General features: G+C 40.2%; 15 protein-coding genes. 4 read left to right on the forward strand and 11 right to left on the reverse strand.

Annotated features, from left to right (window positions below; all coding sequences use genetic code 11):
• Positions 1-7: 7 nt before the first annotated feature.
• The 3 genes from CGC50_RS13455 to CGC50_RS13465 all read right to left on the reverse strand — a co-directional run bounded on the left by CGC50_RS13455 (position 8) and on the right by CGC50_RS13465 (position 3,331).
• Positions 8-844 (reverse strand): mechanosensitive ion channel family protein, encoded by an 837-nt coding sequence (locus tag CGC50_RS13455; protein ID WP_095911216.1) that lies wholly within the window; start codon positions 842-844, stop codon positions 8-10.
• A 100-nt stretch (positions 845-944) separates the two neighbouring features.
• Positions 945-2,354, reverse strand: a complete 1,410-nt coding sequence (gene ftsA, locus CGC50_RS13460) for a cell division protein FtsA (RefSeq protein WP_095911384.1) — start codon at positions 2,352-2,354, stop codon at positions 945-947.
• Positions 2,355-2,443: 89 nt separating this feature from the next.
• Entirely contained in the window at positions 2,444-3,331 is an 888-nt protein-coding gene (locus CGC50_RS13465; protein WP_095911217.1) for a cell division protein FtsQ/DivIB, read from the reverse strand.
• A gap of 54 nt (positions 3,332-3,385) precedes the next feature.
• Between CGC50_RS13465 and CGC50_RS13470 the strand changes: the two genes are divergently transcribed.
• Both CGC50_RS13470 and CGC50_RS13475 read left to right on the forward strand, forming a co-directional pair.
• On the forward strand, positions 3,386-4,303 hold the full coding sequence (locus tag CGC50_RS13470; RefSeq protein ID WP_002665380.1) for a UDP-3-O-(3-hydroxymyristoyl)glucosamine N-acyltransferase: 918 nt from the start codon (positions 3,386-3,388) through the stop codon (positions 4,301-4,303).
• Between the two features lie 18 nt (positions 4,304-4,321).
• Positions 4,322-5,605 carry a glycosyltransferase gene (locus CGC50_RS13475; RefSeq protein WP_095911218.1) on the forward strand — a complete coding sequence of 428 codons (1,284 nt, stop codon included), beginning with the start codon at positions 4,322-4,324 and terminating at the stop codon, positions 5,603-5,605.
• A 4-nt stretch (positions 5,606-5,609) separates the two neighbouring features.
• Here the strand turns inward: CGC50_RS13475 and CGC50_RS13480 are convergent, their stop codons facing one another.
• Complete coding sequence (locus CGC50_RS13480) at positions 5,610-6,071, reverse strand: DUF805 domain-containing protein (protein ID WP_095911219.1); 462 nt, start codon at positions 6,069-6,071, stop codon at positions 5,610-5,612.
• Positions 6,061-6,291, reverse strand: a complete 231-nt coding sequence (locus tag CGC50_RS13485; RefSeq protein WP_095911220.1) for a hypothetical protein — start codon at positions 6,289-6,291, stop codon at positions 6,061-6,063. The genes CGC50_RS13480 and CGC50_RS13485 overlap by 11 nt, the downstream gene beginning before the upstream one ends.
• A gap of 381 nt (positions 6,292-6,672) precedes the next feature.
• Here CGC50_RS13485 and CGC50_RS13490 point away from each other — a divergent pair, with 381 nt between their 5' ends.
• A complete protein-coding gene (locus tag CGC50_RS13490; RefSeq protein ID WP_095911221.1) occupies positions 6,673-8,418 on the forward strand; it encodes a thiamine pyrophosphate-dependent enzyme in 1,746 nt (581 codons plus the stop codon).
• A gap of 165 nt (positions 8,419-8,583) precedes the next feature.
• The gene (locus CGC50_RS13495; RefSeq protein WP_095911222.1) at positions 8,584-9,534 is read left to right on the forward strand and encodes an NAD(P)H-dependent flavin oxidoreductase; all 951 of its coding nucleotides are present in this window, start codon (positions 8,584-8,586) and stop codon (positions 9,532-9,534) included.
• On the opposite strand, the gene CGC50_RS13500 is transcribed toward CGC50_RS13495, so the two are convergent.
• From CGC50_RS13500 to CGC50_RS13525, 6 genes are read right to left on the reverse strand one after another with little or no spacing between them, the layout of a single operon-like run.
• Positions 9,523-11,505: a ComEC/Rec2 family competence protein gene (locus tag CGC50_RS13500; RefSeq protein ID WP_095911223.1), complete on the reverse strand. Its 1,983-nt coding sequence runs from the start codon at positions 11,503-11,505 to the stop codon at positions 9,523-9,525. The genes CGC50_RS13495 and CGC50_RS13500 overlap by 12 nt on opposite strands.
• A 58-nt stretch (positions 11,506-11,563) precedes the next feature.
• On the reverse strand, positions 11,564-11,755 hold the full coding sequence (locus CGC50_RS13505) for a hypothetical protein (RefSeq protein WP_002665535.1): 192 nt from the start codon (positions 11,753-11,755) through the stop codon (positions 11,564-11,566).
• Positions 11,756-11,781: 26 nt separating this feature from the next.
• Entirely contained in the window at positions 11,782-13,368 is a 1,587-nt protein-coding gene (locus CGC50_RS13510; protein ID WP_095911224.1) for an NADP-dependent glyceraldehyde-3-phosphate dehydrogenase, read from the reverse strand.
• Between the two features lie 28 nt (positions 13,369-13,396).
• Entirely contained in the window at positions 13,397-13,579 is a 183-nt protein-coding gene (locus CGC50_RS13515) for a CAL67264 family membrane protein (protein WP_002665522.1), read from the reverse strand.
• Between the two features lie 47 nt (positions 13,580-13,626).
• Complete coding sequence (locus CGC50_RS13520; protein WP_095911225.1) at positions 13,627-14,739, reverse strand: Wzz/FepE/Etk N-terminal domain-containing protein; 1,113 nt, start codon at positions 14,737-14,739, stop codon at positions 13,627-13,629.
• A gap of 2 nt (positions 14,740-14,741) precedes the next feature.
• The gene (locus CGC50_RS13525; protein WP_095911226.1) at positions 14,742-17,246 is read right to left on the reverse strand and encodes an SLBB domain-containing protein; all 2,505 of its coding nucleotides are present in this window, start codon (positions 17,244-17,246) and stop codon (positions 14,742-14,744) included.
• Positions 17,247-17,281: the final 35 nt, after the last annotated feature.

The following is a 17,281-nucleotide window of genomic DNA, read 5'->3' on the forward strand; positions in this document are numbered from 1 at the left end:
AAATATTTTATTTAGAGATAATATGTACATCTCTTTGAGGGAAAGGAATTTCGATACCTTCCTTATCAAAAGTCAACTTTATTTGTTCTATTAGGTAGAAATGTGTATTCCAATAGTGCTCTGTTTTAGACCATACACGTAGCGTCAAGTTTACCGAACTATCCGCTAATTCATTTACAAAAACGACAGGAGCAGGGTCTTGTAGAGCAGTAGGGCAGTTCTTTGTAAGGGTATAGAGAATTTCTTTAGCTTTTTTCAGGTCAGATCCATAGCCAATGCCTACAATAATATTGTCACGACGGGTTTCTGACTCGGAATAGTTGATAATATTGTCAGAGAAAAGAGGTCCATTAGGAATCATTAGCTTTTCGTTACCAAACTTAATAATAGTGGTGTAGAACATACCGATACGTTCCACAGTTCCTATATGACCCTTAGCTTCGATGGTATCACCTATGCGGAAAGGCTTGAGGATAAGAAGCATAATTCCTCCAGCAAAGTTCGAGAGAGAACCCTGCAAAGCCAAGCCTACAGCTACCCCTGCAGCAGCTAAAGCTCCTAAGAAAGAGGAAACTGGTACCCCCACTTTTTGGATAACAGCCAGCCCTAATATGATGTAGAGTACCCATCGTAGTAGCTCATTGACAAAGTTCTGAATAGTAATATCTACCGCACGCCTTACCATGATACGCCTTATAAACTTTCGGATAAGGCGGCATACCCATATTCCTACGAAAAGTAAGATAATTGCCCCAATAAGGTTAGGTAAGTAAGAAATCATCTTATCGGCGAATTTGTCTGTAAAAGACTGAAGATTATTGATATAAGTATCTTTTTCGTTCATAAAAAATTATATATTTTTACTTTAAGCCACAAAAATAAGGATTATAATTGTGCTGTACAACTATAATCCTTTATTTAACATTTGATTGAATATAATAGGCTTAATCCATGGACTTGAAGAAGTCTGTGAACTTATCCGAGATAGTTTTGAGAATTGTTTTCTTTTCAGGTTTTACGATTTCTTCCTCCTCTTCTTCTTTTTTTGGGGTGACTACAGGGGTTGGTTCTATAGCCACAGGAGCTGCTACTTCAGGAGTGGAGAGAGGGGTTGGTTCCTGATGTGAGTGAACTTCAGGTTGAGGGGTATCTTTTAGGTGAGAAAAGTCAATACGTTGTCCTTCGTTTTGTTCACGCTCAATCCCATCAAGCAAGAGTCCTATAGCAGTGGCATAGATAGGAGAAGAAAGCTCTGGAGGGGTATTATTGGCCAAGTGTTCGTTGGGGTGACCAATGCGTGTAGGTAATCCAGTGATATACTCCACTAACTGAGGAAGGTCTTTTAGCTCACTTCCTCCACCGGTGAGGACAATCCCAGCGATGAGTTTCTTGCGAGGCTGGTCATAGCCATAATTCTTGATTTCGTTGAATACAGCTTCAATGATTTCCTCCATACGGCAGCGGATAATGCGAGCCAAGTTGGTCACCTGTATCTCCTGAGGTTCCCTTCCCTTGAATACCTGAATATTGATTACCTCATTCTCCTTGGTATATTCCGGTAGGGCAGATCCAAACTTGATTTTAAGCATTTCAGCCTGTTTGTCGAATACTCCACAACCTTCCTTGATATCTTTATCAATGATATTTCCTCCGAAAGGCACTACCGCAGTATAGCGGATATATCCTTCCTTGAAGATTGCCAAATCAGTAGTACCGCCTCCTATATCTACAAGGGCTACCCCTGCATCTTTTTCAGCCTCACTGAGCACAGAAGCAGAAGAAGCAATAGGCTCTAAGGTAAGCCCCTTGAGCTCAATGCCCGACTTGGTGACACAGCGCTGGATGTTCTTGATAGGAGCTACCTGCCCAGTCACGATATGGAAAGTTCCTTCCAAGCGAGCCCCCACCATCCCTACAGGATCATGGATATCTTCCTGATTGTCTACCTTATACTCCTGAGGAAGGATATGGATTACCTCCTCGCCAGGGTAGCGATTCTTACTGCTCATCACACAATGACAAAGTGCATCCAAGTCCTCCGAGGAAATCATCTCATCAGCATTCTCTCGTGTGATATAGTCAGAAGCTTCGTTACTCTTGATATGTTGTCCAGCTATACCTACATAAGCCTCAGAGATCACTACCCCTGCTTTGGCTTGTGCTAGATCTACAGCTTGTTTTATAGAATCGATAGTTTTTCCTATGTTTCCCACCATACCACGGGAAATACCTTGACTCTTGGCCTTACCATAGCCTAAGATCTCCAATTTCCCGTATTGATTTTCACTACCAACGATTGCCACAATCTTGGTAGTACCTATATCAATTCCCGCAATGTATTTTTTTTGATTCATTTTACTATCTGTTTTCATTTCCCAATATATCTGAAAGGTTATTTTGCATTTTTTATTTCTTTATAATACTTTTGTATTTTATTAAGTTTTTACTGATTTCCCTCCTCTACCACAGCATGGGCATGAGTGCATACTACCTGATTGTAATATTGCAAATTCACCTCTGTGTATCTGTCCAAGAAATTATCCTTTGCTGCCTTTTTATAAAAAGCTTTTAAGTTGTTGAATTTTAAATTAATATCATCAGATTTTCCTAAGCATACTGAGAAGTTAGCCCCTCGTAGTCGCGCAAAGAATTTGCCTTTGTTCACTGAGAGCTCTACGATATTCTCTCTAAGGAAATGATCCATATAGATATGCTTGAGAATGATATGAGCATCCTCCCACATAGGCTCTTCTACCCCGCGAACCAAAGGTACCCGAGCAGAAGAAGCATCGGAGAGCGGCATACGCTTGCCCTGTATATCCATATAATAGAACTGTCCCCCCCTGACCATCCTTGCGATGGGTTCCCGCTGCTTGATCACTATCTTGAGCACTCCATCGATAGTGAGGTAGATATCCGCATGCTCCACCATAGGATTGGTAGCCAACATCTTCTCTAAAGCATTGATTTTTATCTCTTGTAGGGTGTATTCCTCTGCATTCTTGGCTGAAAAAAGCAGGTTCTCCACAGCATCATTGGTAATATATTGAGCCTGCTGTATATGCTGTGTGTTTTCCTGACGAGAAATGACAATCTTTTGTATTTTTCGGTTGTTATTCCTATGAAAAGAAAAAGATTGTAAGAGAATAGGCAAGAGAAAAATACAGCTGATTTTGAGAATGATAAATATTTTATTTCTTTTACTATTCATCCAGAGAAAGAGCCATATGATATACGGGGCAAAGATAGGAATAAATATTAGGTAGAAGTCAATCGAAAAAGCGTTTTTTATCAACAAAAGAACATACTTATTTTTTAATAAAAAATTCACTATTTACCTATTTATATTTTCAGTATCTTTGTACCCTAAAAGCAAAAGAAAGAAATGAAATTTCCACAACCCTATACCTTAGAACAAATAGCTACCATCATAGGTAGTCGCTATGTAGGTGATAAAGACTTTCCTGTATTGGGAATGAATGAGATACATGTGGTAGAGGCAGGCGATATCGTCTTTGTAGATCATCCCAAGTACTACGACAAGGCCTTACACTCTAAAGCAACTATAGTGCTGATTAACAAAGAAGTACCCTGTCCTGAAGGCAAAGCCCTATTGATCTCCGAGGATCCCTTTCGTGATTTCAATAAGCTCACTCGCTTCTTCAAGCCCTTTGAGCGAGCTACTGCTCTGATCGCTCCTACTGCTCAGATAGGAGAGGGTACTATAGTCCAACCTGGTGCTTTTGTAGGCAATCATGTGGTCATAGGAAAGAACTGCCTTATTCATGCCAATGTTACTATCTATGATCATTGTGTAATAGGGGACAATGTGACTATCCACTCAGGAACAATACTTGGAGCTGATGCTTTCTACTATAAAAAGCGTCCAGAAGGCTTTGATAAGCTCCTCTCAGGCGGGCGTGTAGTGATAGGAGATCAGGTGGACTTGGGAGCTCTCTGTACCATAGATCGAGGGGTGACAGGCGATACTACCATTAAGAGAGGTACCAAGATAGACAACCATGTACATGTGGGGCATGATACTGTCATAGGAGAGGAATGCCTGATCGCTTCCCAAGTGGGAATTGCAGGTTGTGTAGTGATCGAGGATAGGGTTACCCTATGGGGGCAAGTAGGTATCACCAGTGGGGTGACCATAGGTGAAAAAGCAGTCATTTTGGCACAGAGTGGCGTTAGCAAATCTCTCGAAGGTAACCAGACTTATTTTGGCTCTCCAGCCGAAGAAGCCCGTAAGAGATACAAAGAATTGGCCTCAGTGAGGGCTCTTGTGGAAAGACAGTAACAGAATAGGGAAGAGCAGATGAAGAAAGTGCTGATAATTACCTACTATTGGGCACCAGCGGGAGGACCTGGGGTACAACGTTGGCTGAAATTTGTCAAGTACCTGCGTGATTTTGGTATAGAACCCATTATCTACACCCCTCAGAACCCTACCTATCCTATGGTGGATGCACATATAGCTGATGACCTTCCACAAGACTTAACCCTACTCCAAACAAAAATATGGGAGCCTTATTCCATAGCTTCTCTCTTTTCTAAAGAGAAAACAAAGAAAATAAGTGCGGGGATTATTCCTACCAAAAAGCTCTCATGGGTGGATAAGTGCCTGCTATGGGTGCGTGGCAATCTCTTTATCCCCGATGCGCGGGTATTCTGGGTACGCCCCTCAGTGAAGTATCTATCTGACTATATTACCACACATGGGATAGATACCATTATCACTACGGCTCCTCCCCATAGTGTACACCTGATAGGGATGCACCTCAAAGAAAAATTTCCTTCTCTACGATGGATCGCTGACTTTCGCGACCCGTGGACGAATATAGGCTACCATTCTCAGCTACGACTTACCAAAAAATCAGCAGAAAAGCACCTTACCTTAGAGCGAAAGGTGTTGCAGACAGCCGATACTATTATCGTAACCAGCCCCAGCACCCAGCGGGAGTTTGCTGCAAAGACTCCAAAACCCATTGTGTTGATTACTAATGGTTATGATGATACTTTTACCGAGGAAGTGTCGCTATCTCCTTATTTCTTGCTTTCCCATATAGGCTCTTTGCTCTCCGAGCGCAATCCTGAGCCTCTTTGGCAGGTATTGGGAGAAATGGTGCAAGAGAATGAAGCGTTTCGAAAGGACTTGCGTATATGCTTGGCAGGGAAGGTAAGCGAGGAAGTTTTTGCCACTATAGAGAAATATGGGCTAACCTCCTCCTTGGAGTACAAGGGGTATCTGAGCCATACCGAGGCACTGGCGCTACAGCGAAGCTCTCAGTTGTTACTGCTTTTGGAAATCAACCATCCCAAGACAGAAGGCATCATCCCAGGGAAACTCTTTGAGTATATGGCCTCACAGCGTCCGATTCTTGCCTTGGGCTACTCGCAATGGGATGTGAAGGAGATTATCTCCCAGACCCAAACGGGTATAACCCTTTCGGTAACCGATACATCCGCTATTAAGCAAGCCCTTACCCAATACTACGCTCTCTATAAGGCAGATCAACTCCATACCCAGCCCACCTCTCTTGGTGCCTATCATAGAAAGGCACTTACTCAAAAGCTTAGTGAGGTGATTTTGGAGAAATAGATTTTTAGTATTTTTGACTATAATTTTTTCTATAATCCTTATTGTATTTGCTATAAGAAGTCTCTTTCTTTTGATGTGTAGAAGTATCAGTATCCGAGGGAGGTATATCCTCAAAGAATGTGTCCTTTTGAGAACGCTTATGTTTGGGAGACGCACCATAACAGTTAGCTTCTTTAGCACCCTCTTTTAGTATCATAATGAAATAGTAAAAGGGAATCCACTGGAACCAGCCACTATTTCCCAAGTCATGACAACGCTTAGCACCTTGGGCTAAGGCAAACCATCCCATAGGTATATATAAAAGTACTAAAAAGGCAGTATTCCCTTTAGTTTGAAGTATACTTGTAAGGATAAGTATACTTAAAAGAATACAAATAATTAGGCTTAGACCATATGCTGTTCTACCAATACGCCCTGAGAATGAAAAAGCTGCTCTAAGTATATCATATCCTACCTTAGTCTTCATAGCGACATAGTTTTCTTCCTTTTTCTACAGTTTCTTTTACTGTCAGTTTTTCTACATCTGTAGAGTTTTGTTGTAGCCCTCTACAATGAGGATTATAGTGATAAGCAGCGCTATTAGGTCTCTTGTAGATATATACATAGGTTCCACTTACCTCATTACTGTAGCAAGCGATTATACTCACTAAAAAGGCAATGAATAGAGAAATAGTTTTTGCTTTCATGGATGTTTTTACTGGTTTAGGAATTGTATTTTATGAGATACTATTACTTTTTTGGACATAGTTTTCTAAATCACTAAAGAAGATTTTTATTTTTCAGCGAGTTATACAAATTTCTCATAAGAAATTTTAGTTTTTACAGATATTGTTTATTCAAGCACAAAAATACTAAAAATATTTGATTTTAATTAAGTAAAAATGTTAAATTTTGTATATCTTGTATTGTTTTTTAATGTGTTGAATTTCAGGTAGATGTTTTTACTTCTATTAAAAATAGCTATTTGTTCTTCATTCAAAAATGTTCTCCTGTTATTTTGTTTTAAAAAATTTGGAAAGAGGAATAAAATATGTACTTTTGTCGCTCAATTAGAGAAATAAAAAATTATGAGTAAGAATGTATCTGACCAATTGGTCGAAATGTTAGTACAAGCAGGGGTAAAAAGGGTCTATGCCATTACAGGAGATAGCCTTAACCCTGTCAATGACGCTATCCGTAGGGATGGACGTCTCGAATGGATACACGTACGCCATGAGGAGTCAGCAGCTTATGCAGCTTCTATGGATGCCGAGCTCAATGGTATCGGCTGTTGTATGGGGAGCTCCGGACCTGGCCATGTACACCTAATCAATGGGCTTTATGATGCCAATCGCTCTGGGAATCCCGTGATTGCCATAGCCAGCACTTGTGCCACTCATAAGTTTGGTACCCATTGGTTCCAAGAAACCAATCCATTCCTATTGTTTCAGGATTGTAGCAAATATGTGTATGTAGCTAATACTCCTAAACAGTTCACCACCATGATGCAGCGTGCTATACAAACGGCTATCAACGAGAAAGGAGTGGCTGTCTTGGGCTTACCTGGCGATGTGGCAGGAGCTGACCTAGAAGAAGTTCCTACTGCTACACAGACTTTCTTAGCCAAACCTGTAGTGCGCCCCTCTGACAGTGAGCTTGACAAATTGGCAGCAGTGCTCAATGACACCAAGCATAAAAAAATCACTCTCTACTGTGGTCATGGTTGCCAATATGCAGTGAAAGAGGTAGAGCAGCTTGCAGAAACTCTCAAAGCTCCTATCGTAGCTTCTTTCCGAGGTAAAATATTCTTCGATCGTGTCGATAGCCCTTATATAGCAGGAATGAATGGATTGTTAGGACATCGTTCTGGATATGATGCTTGTGCCGAGTCAGATGTACTTATCATGCTGGGAACGGATTTTCCTTATGCAGAGTTCTTGCCTAAGAAAAATACCATCATTCAGATAGATGAGCGCCCAGATATCATAGGTCGTCGAGCCAAAGTGGATTATGGTTTTGCTGGAGATGTGAAGGATACGATTGTGGCTCTATTGCCTAAGTTGACTCCTCGTACAGAGGATAGTTTCTTAAAGAAAATTCACAAAGAGTATGTGGAACTTGAAAAATCATTGGATGACTATGCCAAGGAAAAAACAGAAGTAGACCAGATAGACCCTGAGTATGCAGCTAAGCTCTTAGACAAATATGCAGCTGATGATGCTATCTTTACAGTGGATACAGGTATGAATGTGGTATGGGCAGCACGCTTTATCAAGGGAACAGGCAAGCGCTACCTTACCGGTTCGTTCAACCATGGTTCGATGGCTAATGCGCTCCCAATGTCCATTGGTGCAGCGGCCTCTTCTAAGGGTAGACAGGTAGTTGCTATGTGTGGTGATGGAGGACTTTCTATGCTCTTGGGGGACTTGGCTACCCTGATGCAGTACCAATATCCAGTGAAGATATTTGTCTTCAACAACCGTTCGCTCGCGATGGTAAAACTCGAAATGGAGGTATCAGGCTACCTTGATTGGCAGACCAATATGGTAAATCCCCCTTTTGATAAGCTCGCTGATCTGATGAATATAAAGGGCTATGAAGTTCGTAAAATGGAAGATCTTGAGGCTACTGTAAAAGCGGCTTTTGAGCATGATGGACCTACCCTTGTAAATATCTATACCAATCGTGATACCTTGGCGATGCCTCCTCATATCACTTTCGAACAGATGAAAGGTTTTGCTACTAATGTGATAAAGAAGATAGGACAAGGTGATTTTGCCGAGGCTAAGGATAGTATTGCCAATAGCATGAAGCATCTTAAAGATATTTTTTAGAAGATTAATGAACAATGTTCACCGATTGCTGACTAGGAAAGTAGGGATAAGGAATTATTCCTACTTTCTTATTATAAACTCTTGACAAACCCTTGAAAATATTGTATCTTTGCAATTCTAATCTACTTTATAAGGAAAAGATATTAACCATTAATCATTATTGTCATGCAAACACGTATTACAGAATTATTCAATATACAATACCCTATCATTCAGGGAGGAATGATATGGGCAAGTCAGTGGCCTTTGGTGGTAGCGGTGAGCAATGCTGGAGGGCTGGGATTGTTGGGTTCTGGTTCTATGTCGGCCGAGGAATTGCGTACTCAGATCAGACAGTGCAAAGCACATACCTCCAAGCCTTTTGGGGTAAATGTACCTATAATGTATCAAAATAGTGCACATACTATGGAGGTGATTATGGAGGAAGGAGTACCTGTGGTCTTTACCTCTGCGGGGAATCCTTCCCTTTGGACAGCACAGTTACAAGAGCGAGGCATCAAAGTTGTACATGTGGTCAGCAGTAGCAAGTTTGCTCTCAAGGCACAAGCGGCAGGAGTAGATGCGTTAGTGGCCGAAGGATTCGAAGCAGGAGGCCATAATGGAAAAGAAGAGACTACCACCTTAGTACTTACCCTTCAGGTATGTAGTGCTGTGGATATACCTGTCATAGCGGCTGGAGGGATTGCCACAGGCAGGGGGATGTATGCTGCCATGGCCTTAGGGGCAGAAGGTATACAGATGGGCAGTCGCTTTATAGCTACAAAAGAAGCAACGGTTCATCAGCGCTTCAAAGAAGAGGTTATTAAGGCGAAAGAAGGCGATACCATTTTGACTTTAAAAGAATTATCTCCTGTGCGCTTACTGAAGAATCCTTTCTATGCTCAGATAGAAATGCTTTACCGCAATGGAGAAGCAACACCTGAGAAGCTTAGAGAATTATTGGGAAAAGGGCGTACCCGAATGGGGATGTTTGAGGGGAATTTGGACGAAGGAGAGCTGGAAATAGGGCAGGTGAGTAGCCTTATTCACGGGGAGAAAAGTGTAGAAGCTGTTTTTGAAGAAATCTTGACAGAATTTGAGCAAGTGAGAAACCAAATGTATACACTAAAGAGATAAATTTCCATCTTCTTTGGTATAATGGAAGGGAATGTGTAGCTTCTGGCAAGTAAGTTTCCATTTTTCTACGATAAAAGGACGATTGCTCCCATCTGCAATGAGCATTTTAGGCTGGATAGTGGATAAAAATTTTTCCAAATGGATTTTCGGACTATTCCTAAGCAAGATATAGTCAGTAGGGAAGGAGCGATCTAAGTAAAATGGAGCATCAATGATGGTGAGAAAATCATTCTTAAAGGGGATAATGTTTCTAATAGGTTCATAATGAATCTCTTGTAGCTGCTGTTGGGTATGGAAATTTTGAAGAAGTTTTGTAGGAATCTCCAAGGTATCAGACAGATAAAAGGTAGCTTGCTTTCCCACTTGGGAGGCAATGATGGTTTTCTTATATTGTTGAAATACAATAAGCTGTTCAGTATGAATACTTTCATATTTCAAATAAAAGAGATAACTTTGCATCAGTAACAGAGAGAATAGAGAAAGGTATAAGAAAGTTATCTTTCTTATCTTTAGGTATATAGCTCCTCCTATAATACACAGATAGCAGAGCCAAAGAAGGATTCTATCAAAATAAACATCGCGTATCACCATATGCTCTACGGAGGCTACCCAAGCAATAATTTTATTCATTAGGTGGAGAATCGTATCATAACAGTAGATAAGTCCTGAGGTCACCCATCCCTTATAGGATAGCAAGACAACAATGATACCTATTGCTAATATTCCTCCTAAGAGAGGGAGAATAAGGATATTGGTAAGCAGGAATAATCCTGCAAATTGGTGAAAATAATATAAGGATAAGGGGAAAACACCTATCTGAGCGGCAATACTTACCTTGATAATATTGGTGAAAAAATTCAAGAATTTGTTCTCAAAATAGATATATCTGTTAAAATAGGGAAGAAAGAACTCGATAGAGAGTACAGCCATATAGCTCAGCTGGAATCCTACCTCAAATAGAAAAGTAGGCTTACACAGTAGTAGAATAAAGGCAGAGAGTAGTAAGCTATCATATCGGGCTCTTCTGCTTTCCATAAGATAAGCAATACTATAGCAGCCAAACATGAGGACAGCTCTTAGTACCGAGGCAGAAAAACCAGTCAGGAGACTATAGAAAGATAAACAGCCTAAAAGGATTCCTATCCTAATGAGTTTGTACCTATTGGGGACAAAGAGAGTCAGTAAACTGGTCAAGAAGAAAGTGATAATCCCAATATGTAGCCCAGAGATGGCTAAAATATGCACCGCACCAGCATCTATATATTGTTGATAGATTTCCAAATGGCTATCTGTGCGTATTCCTAATACTAAGGCCTTGAGTATAGCTCTGGAGTCTTTAGAAAAAGGCTCCTTGTCAAGAGCTATAGAAAGTTTAGTCTGTAGTTGCTTAGCCCATAGGGTAATAGAAAAATAGGGATAATCACTTAGCTTGTAGTAAGAGGGGTATCCTCTCCAGAAGATTCCCTGATACTGCATATATTTCTTATAATCAAAATGATAAATATCGCCAGAAGCAGGGATAGGCGAGAGCTTACTATGGCATAGGATAGATTTGCCACATGCGGTGGGATTCAATGAATCTTTCAGAAATAGAGAAATCTTACCACTACACTTTTCTCCTTTAACTTCAGCTAAGGATACTACAAGTTGTCTCCCTTTGATATCTTCAACTACTCCAGAAAAAGTATATTCCTTATCAGGGATCAGTAGCTGCACATAATGATCTTTTCTGCTTGCAGGATTATGTATATTATAACAAAGAGCTCCTATGAACAATCCACATAGAAAGATAGCTATTTTTTGAAATTTTTCTAATAGGTAGAAGCAAGCCCAAAGGAATAGAATACTCCCCAAGGAGAGTAATATACAGACAAAGGGAGGTAGGATACTCCATGTATCTTGTATAATAATTCCTAAGCATATCCCTAAGAGGATTAGAAACAAAGGGAAATTAAAGGCTTCAGGCTTCATGATCTGGGGTTAGTATAATAAAAGTCAGCTACTTGAGAAAATAGCTGACTTACATAGTTTATGATTTTCGACATTCTGCCTCTTCAGGGAGTCTCCCACAAAAACTGCAAGGTGTCCCTTCGGGGTTTAGGTGAGGGTTTTGGCTGGCACAAGTACCTGAAAACTTGCCATCTTTTTTAGCCCATATTTTGATAGCCATACCTAAAATACATAGAGCTAAAATAATAGATACAATGATAAACAATTTCATGATAATATATTAAAAATCAAAATATTCTATAATACATAATCGTTGTGAACGAAATTAGATATTCCCGTTTTGAGTAGGTTCTCCAAAATCTCGTTGTTATAAGGGTTGTCCTTTGATGCTACGAATGTACGGATGGAGAACGAGCGGAGGGCATCATATACACTGAGGGTTCCCACAGCCGAATCCTTTCGTCCTGTAAAAGGGAATACATCAGGGCCTCGCTGGCACAGACTATTGAGGTTCACGCGGCATACGAGATTGACCAAATTGTCAATTAGTGGGGCTAAGGTATAGATATCTTTCCCAAAGAGACTCACCTGTTGCCCATAGTGAGAGTCGGCTATCTCCTGCCTTACTTCTTCTATATCAGAGAAAAAACGAACAGGCACTACAGGACCAAATTGCTCTTCTTGGTATACACGCATATCAGGAGTTACAGGGGCTAAGACTGCTGGGAATATAAAGTTTTCACTACGTTCTCCACCTTTTTTATTCAGTATTTTAGCTCCTTTGTTCAAAGCATCATCTATCAGATCTTGGATATACTGCGGCTTGTCAGGCTCAGGTAGGGGGGTGAGTTTTACGTTTAGCTCCCAAGGGTTTCCAAAAGGCAGTGCGTCGACTCTTTCGGTGAACTTAGAAAGAAACTCTTCCTTGATAGCATTGTGCACATAGATGATTTTCAGAGCTGTACAACGCTGTCCGTTGAAGGTTAGAGCTCCTGCGACACACTCATTTACAGCAAGTTCTATATCTGCATCAGGGAGTATAATAGCTGGGTTTTTGGCCTCCAACCCCAAGATAAGTCGCAAGCGATTCTTGTGAGGATGTTTGTCCTGAAGAGCGATTGCTGAGCGGCTATTGCCTATAAGGGCTAAGACATCTACACGGCCCGTTTCCATGATAGGAGTAGCAATCTCTCGCCCACGTCCGAAGATAATATTGATAACCCCTTTTGGGAAGCATTCTTTGAAAATCTCTAACAAAGGAGTGATGAGTAGTACTCCATACTTGGGCGGCTTATAGATAACTGTATTTCCCATCAGAAGTGCGGGTATTAGCAGTGCAAAAGCCTCATTAAGCGGATAGTTATAGGGGCCTAAGCACAATACAATTCCCAGAGGGCCCCGGCGAATATGAGCGTATACGCCATCCCTTTTCTGAAAATGTGCACTATCACGATCTAACTTTTTATACTCCTCTATGGTATCATAGATATACTCAATAGTACGGTCAAATTCTTTTTGAGATTCACTAATAGTCTTCCCAATCTCCCACATCATCAGATGCATGACTTCATCCCGTTTGGTCTTCATCTTCTCAGTGAATCGCTCTAAGATTTCTATACGATCCCTAACTCTCATGGTAGCCCATAAGCCATTTCCTTTCCCAAAAGCATTGGCAGCAGCCTCTAAGGCTTCTAAAGCTTGTTCTTTGTCCAAGTGAGGCACACTACCTACCAATGTGGGTGCATACACTTCAGTAGAGGAAATAGTGGAATAGACTTCATCATAAGCACCTCTCCACTCCCTAAGCTCTCCATTGATTAAATAGGTCTTATGTTGCAAAGGGTTACAGATGTAAGCCTTTGGAATAGGTTGAAATTCAGACATTTTTTAGTTTATATTTTAATATTCTATTTTATACCCTCCCTTTTAGAGAATCGAATACCCAAGCGATGGCTAAGAAACCAGCTCCTGTGGTAGCAAATCCCCATCCTGCAACTTCCTCATAACGAAAAATACCCAATCCTATGAGAATTAATCCAAATAGAATCATGATAAGGGTAGCGTATCCTAAAACAGAATTCTTATTTAAACTCATAATAGTTGTAATAAAGTTTGTATTTTATTTTTTGGCGAAAACAGTGACTACTCTTGAGCAGGTACTGCAGATCTATTTTTCATAGCTTTCATAAAATCCTTAGCAAAAATAGTGCCAATTCCTATAACAATCCCCAAAAAGCTCCAAATGGCAATAATCATTCCTTTTTTAGGTTTTGATTTTTCCAAGGGAATACTTACAGGCTCTATAGTAATGAAAGCAGGTGTATCTTCTTGAACTTTTATTTTTTGGTTTTCATACTGCTTAGCTAGTTCTACATAGAGATTATAGGCTAAGTTATAGTCGGATTGTAGTTGTGACTGTCGTGTCATAGGTACTGCTGTGATAAGCCCCCTATTACTATCCTGAAAGGCTGCCAATCGGATTTGTTTTTCCTTGAAAGATTTTTCAGCTTCTTCGTATTGCTTTTGTATAAATTCTAATTGTTTTTTAGCCTTACGTGTTTTGAACTCAATGATAGTTTCCTGAAGATAGTTTTTTGCTTGTTCAAGCATCTGAGCAGCAGCTACAGGATCTCCCATGGAGAAAGAAAGACTTACGGTATTGTCTTTTTCATTATTGGTAATTTTTAGTTGACTTTTCAAAAGCCCAAAAAGACCACTCTCCTCTGGAGTAAGGGAATACACTTCAGAGGTGTCTTTTTCTGTGGCAGTATACTGTGGGATACTTTCCTCAGAAGGAGTAACCTTATCTACGATAAGAGAGGGGAGTCCTATAGTATATTTTTGTATTACATCTAAGAAATTTCCCTTGTTGTATTTTTGGTAATATTCCTGATAAGTAATAGGTGTATTACTTTGTTGTACTTTGATATGGGCTTGTATCATTTTTCTTTGGAAAGGAATGCTCTGGACAATACTGGTATAAAGCTTAGGAGAGATAAGGTCAGAGCTTCCACTGCTAAGGTTAATCCCTGCCAAAGAGGCTAAACCAGAGAGACTTCCTCCTGCAGCCGCATTATTCTCCTGAGCCAGTACAAGTGAAGTGGCTGTATATTCCTTCTTAGAAAAAATGGCTATAAAGACTCCTATGACGAAGAAAACTAAGAAACACTTAAAAATTGTCTTTTTCCCTTGCACTATCTTTTGTAAGAGTGCAAGCAAATCTATTTCATCATCTTTTTGAATATCCTGACTCATAATTATTTGAATGTATTATAGATTAAAATAGCCAAAGTGGTTAGTGCCGTGGTGATACTTACTGTTTCAGTAGTGGTAAGTCCTTTCTTCTCAGGTTTTTCAGGAACGATAACAACAGCTCCAGGAGCTAATTTAGGATAACTCTTGAAGAAAAGAAAGCGGTTGGTGCCTTTTACATCTCCATTGGCATACATTACATACACCGATTTTTTCTGAGCTTTGTCAGAGAAGCCTCCCGCACTATTGATATATGATCGAGTGGATTTCCCTTTCTCATAACGTACTAAGGAAGGAGCCAGTACCAATCCTTTTACCTCAACAGTTTGTTTTTCAGAAGGGACAATAAGTACATCTCCATCCTTGAGGATTAGATCTTGGTAGGATCCTTTGTGTTCCATGATCTTCTTTAGATTGATTCCTACACGATATTCAGAGAGTTCTTCCTCCTCAGTATCTTCTTCCTGATTTACTTTCTTAGTCTTTGTAGTATCTTTGTCTTTATTCTTATCCTCATCAGTATTTTTTGTCTCAATAATGGATAATTCTTTATCAATTTTCTTTAGTTCATTGAGTCTTTTCTCTTGAGTTTTTTCATCTTTTTCCTTTCCCTTTTTTCTAACCAAGGTAGCTCCTTCTATATAGGCATAAGGAGCTAAGCCTCCGGCACGTTCTATAAGGTTAGAGATACGTTCTTCTTTGGAAAGGATGGCATAGAACCCAGGGAAAGAAACTTCTCCCTCTACTTTTACAATCTGCTGAGGAGTATATCCTTGTTGGTAGCGAACAGTAACAATGTCATTAGGCTCCAGCTCTATAGTTTCTGTGGGGACTCCCTCAGAAAGGGTGATGTCATATACCTTACTGATGGTTTTGAAGTTAGTATCATTGAGCTGTCGTGCTACTTGCAAATGTGTCTTGTCTGCATTTTCAGTGAAACCACCTGCCATAATCACTAAATCTTCGGCTTTGAGTCCCTTAGCAAAAGGAAACTTCTGTGGTTTGCGTACAGCTCCTTCTATACGTACCATAGGTTTTATACTCAAGCTGTCTTTGCCATATACATGTAGACTATCATTGGGTTGTAAGGCTATGGTTTGCTTTTTATCTAAGATGTCTTTAAGAGAAAAATTGACACTCTGTCTATCCACTCTATCAATAGTTCTAAAGAGAATAGCTCGATTGAGATAAGCTTCATCACGTACTCCAGCGGCTCTATTGATAAGGTCTAAGGCAGTCATACCCTCTGAATAGGCATAATTCCCTGGCTGGTATACTGCACCTGTGATACTAAGTTTGTTGTGGAAAATATCTGAAAGGCGGTGTACCAATAGCTTGTCACCACCTTGCATAGAAAAACTTTGTGCTTGGCTAAGAGAGATTTCTTTTACTTCGCGCTTAGCTCCAACGATACGTTCTACTATTAGATTATCCTTGTATGCATTGGACTTGAATCCACCAAAGTAGTCTATTAGAGCCGTAAGTTTTTCTCCATCTTTTACCTCATAGAGTCCTTCTCTTTTTACAAATCCGATCACTTCCACTTGGTTTTTGTAAGGAGGGACAATGATAACGTCTTGGTCAAGAAGGTTGATATTCCCTTCTTGTGAACCTTTGAGTAAGAAACTATAGATATCCAAGTGAGCAACAGTTTTTCCTCCACGGACTACCTCAATATTTCTAAAAGAACCATTCTCAGTGGGGCCTCCACTGGCATAGAGTGCATTGATGACGGTAGATAGGGCACTGAGAGAGTAAGTGCCTGGTGCTTCTACTTCGCCAATGATATTGACTTTCACAGTACGGATGTTGGCTATAGAAACTCCAGTGTATACTTTGGAATAACTCCCTTCTGGAGCAGAAATACCTGCGTATATTTTGCGTAAAGCACTATTGATTTTCGCCTTAGCTTCTACGAAATTAAGACCTCCTACATGGACTTTTCCAGCCATAGGAAGGATAATATTTCCTTGGTTATCTACCTTTTGTGTAGTAGAGCTCTCAGCAGCTCCCCATACTTCTACCAAGAGTTCATCTCCTGTGTTGATGATGTAGCTCTCAGGAGTAGGTACATTGATTGTAGGAGTGAAGGAAATCTTAGGATTTTGGAAAAAGTCATACCCAAAGACACGGCTTTTCTTTGTAGGTGCCAAGGTATCTCTTTTGTATTCCTTACCTGTACGTCCAAAGATTTCTTGTTCTGGAGTGTTATTCTTGTTGGTTGTAGTATTTTTCTTATTATTTGTAGAGGAAGAAAGTGTCATGATACGTTGGCGCAGCTTATTGATCTGGGAGACAGGAACTCCTTTTACTCGAGCAGCTGTTTCCAAGTCTGTAATAGAGTATCCTTGGGCTTGTACTCTATCCCAAAAAGCCTGTATCTGCTCATTGGAGAGCTGATCCACATTGATATAGGAGAGCTGATCCAAATTCAGATTCTGTATCTGTGCCGAAATGGGCATAGAAATCCCTACACTTAAAAAAAGAAAAAATACTATTTTCCTAATCATTGTTTGCTGTTTTTAATCAGAGTGCAAATATACTT

This window comes from Capnocytophaga gingivalis (assembly GCF_002302415.1).
GTDB classification, from domain to species: domain Bacteria; phylum Bacteroidota; class Bacteroidia; order Flavobacteriales; family Flavobacteriaceae; genus Capnocytophaga; species Capnocytophaga gingivalis.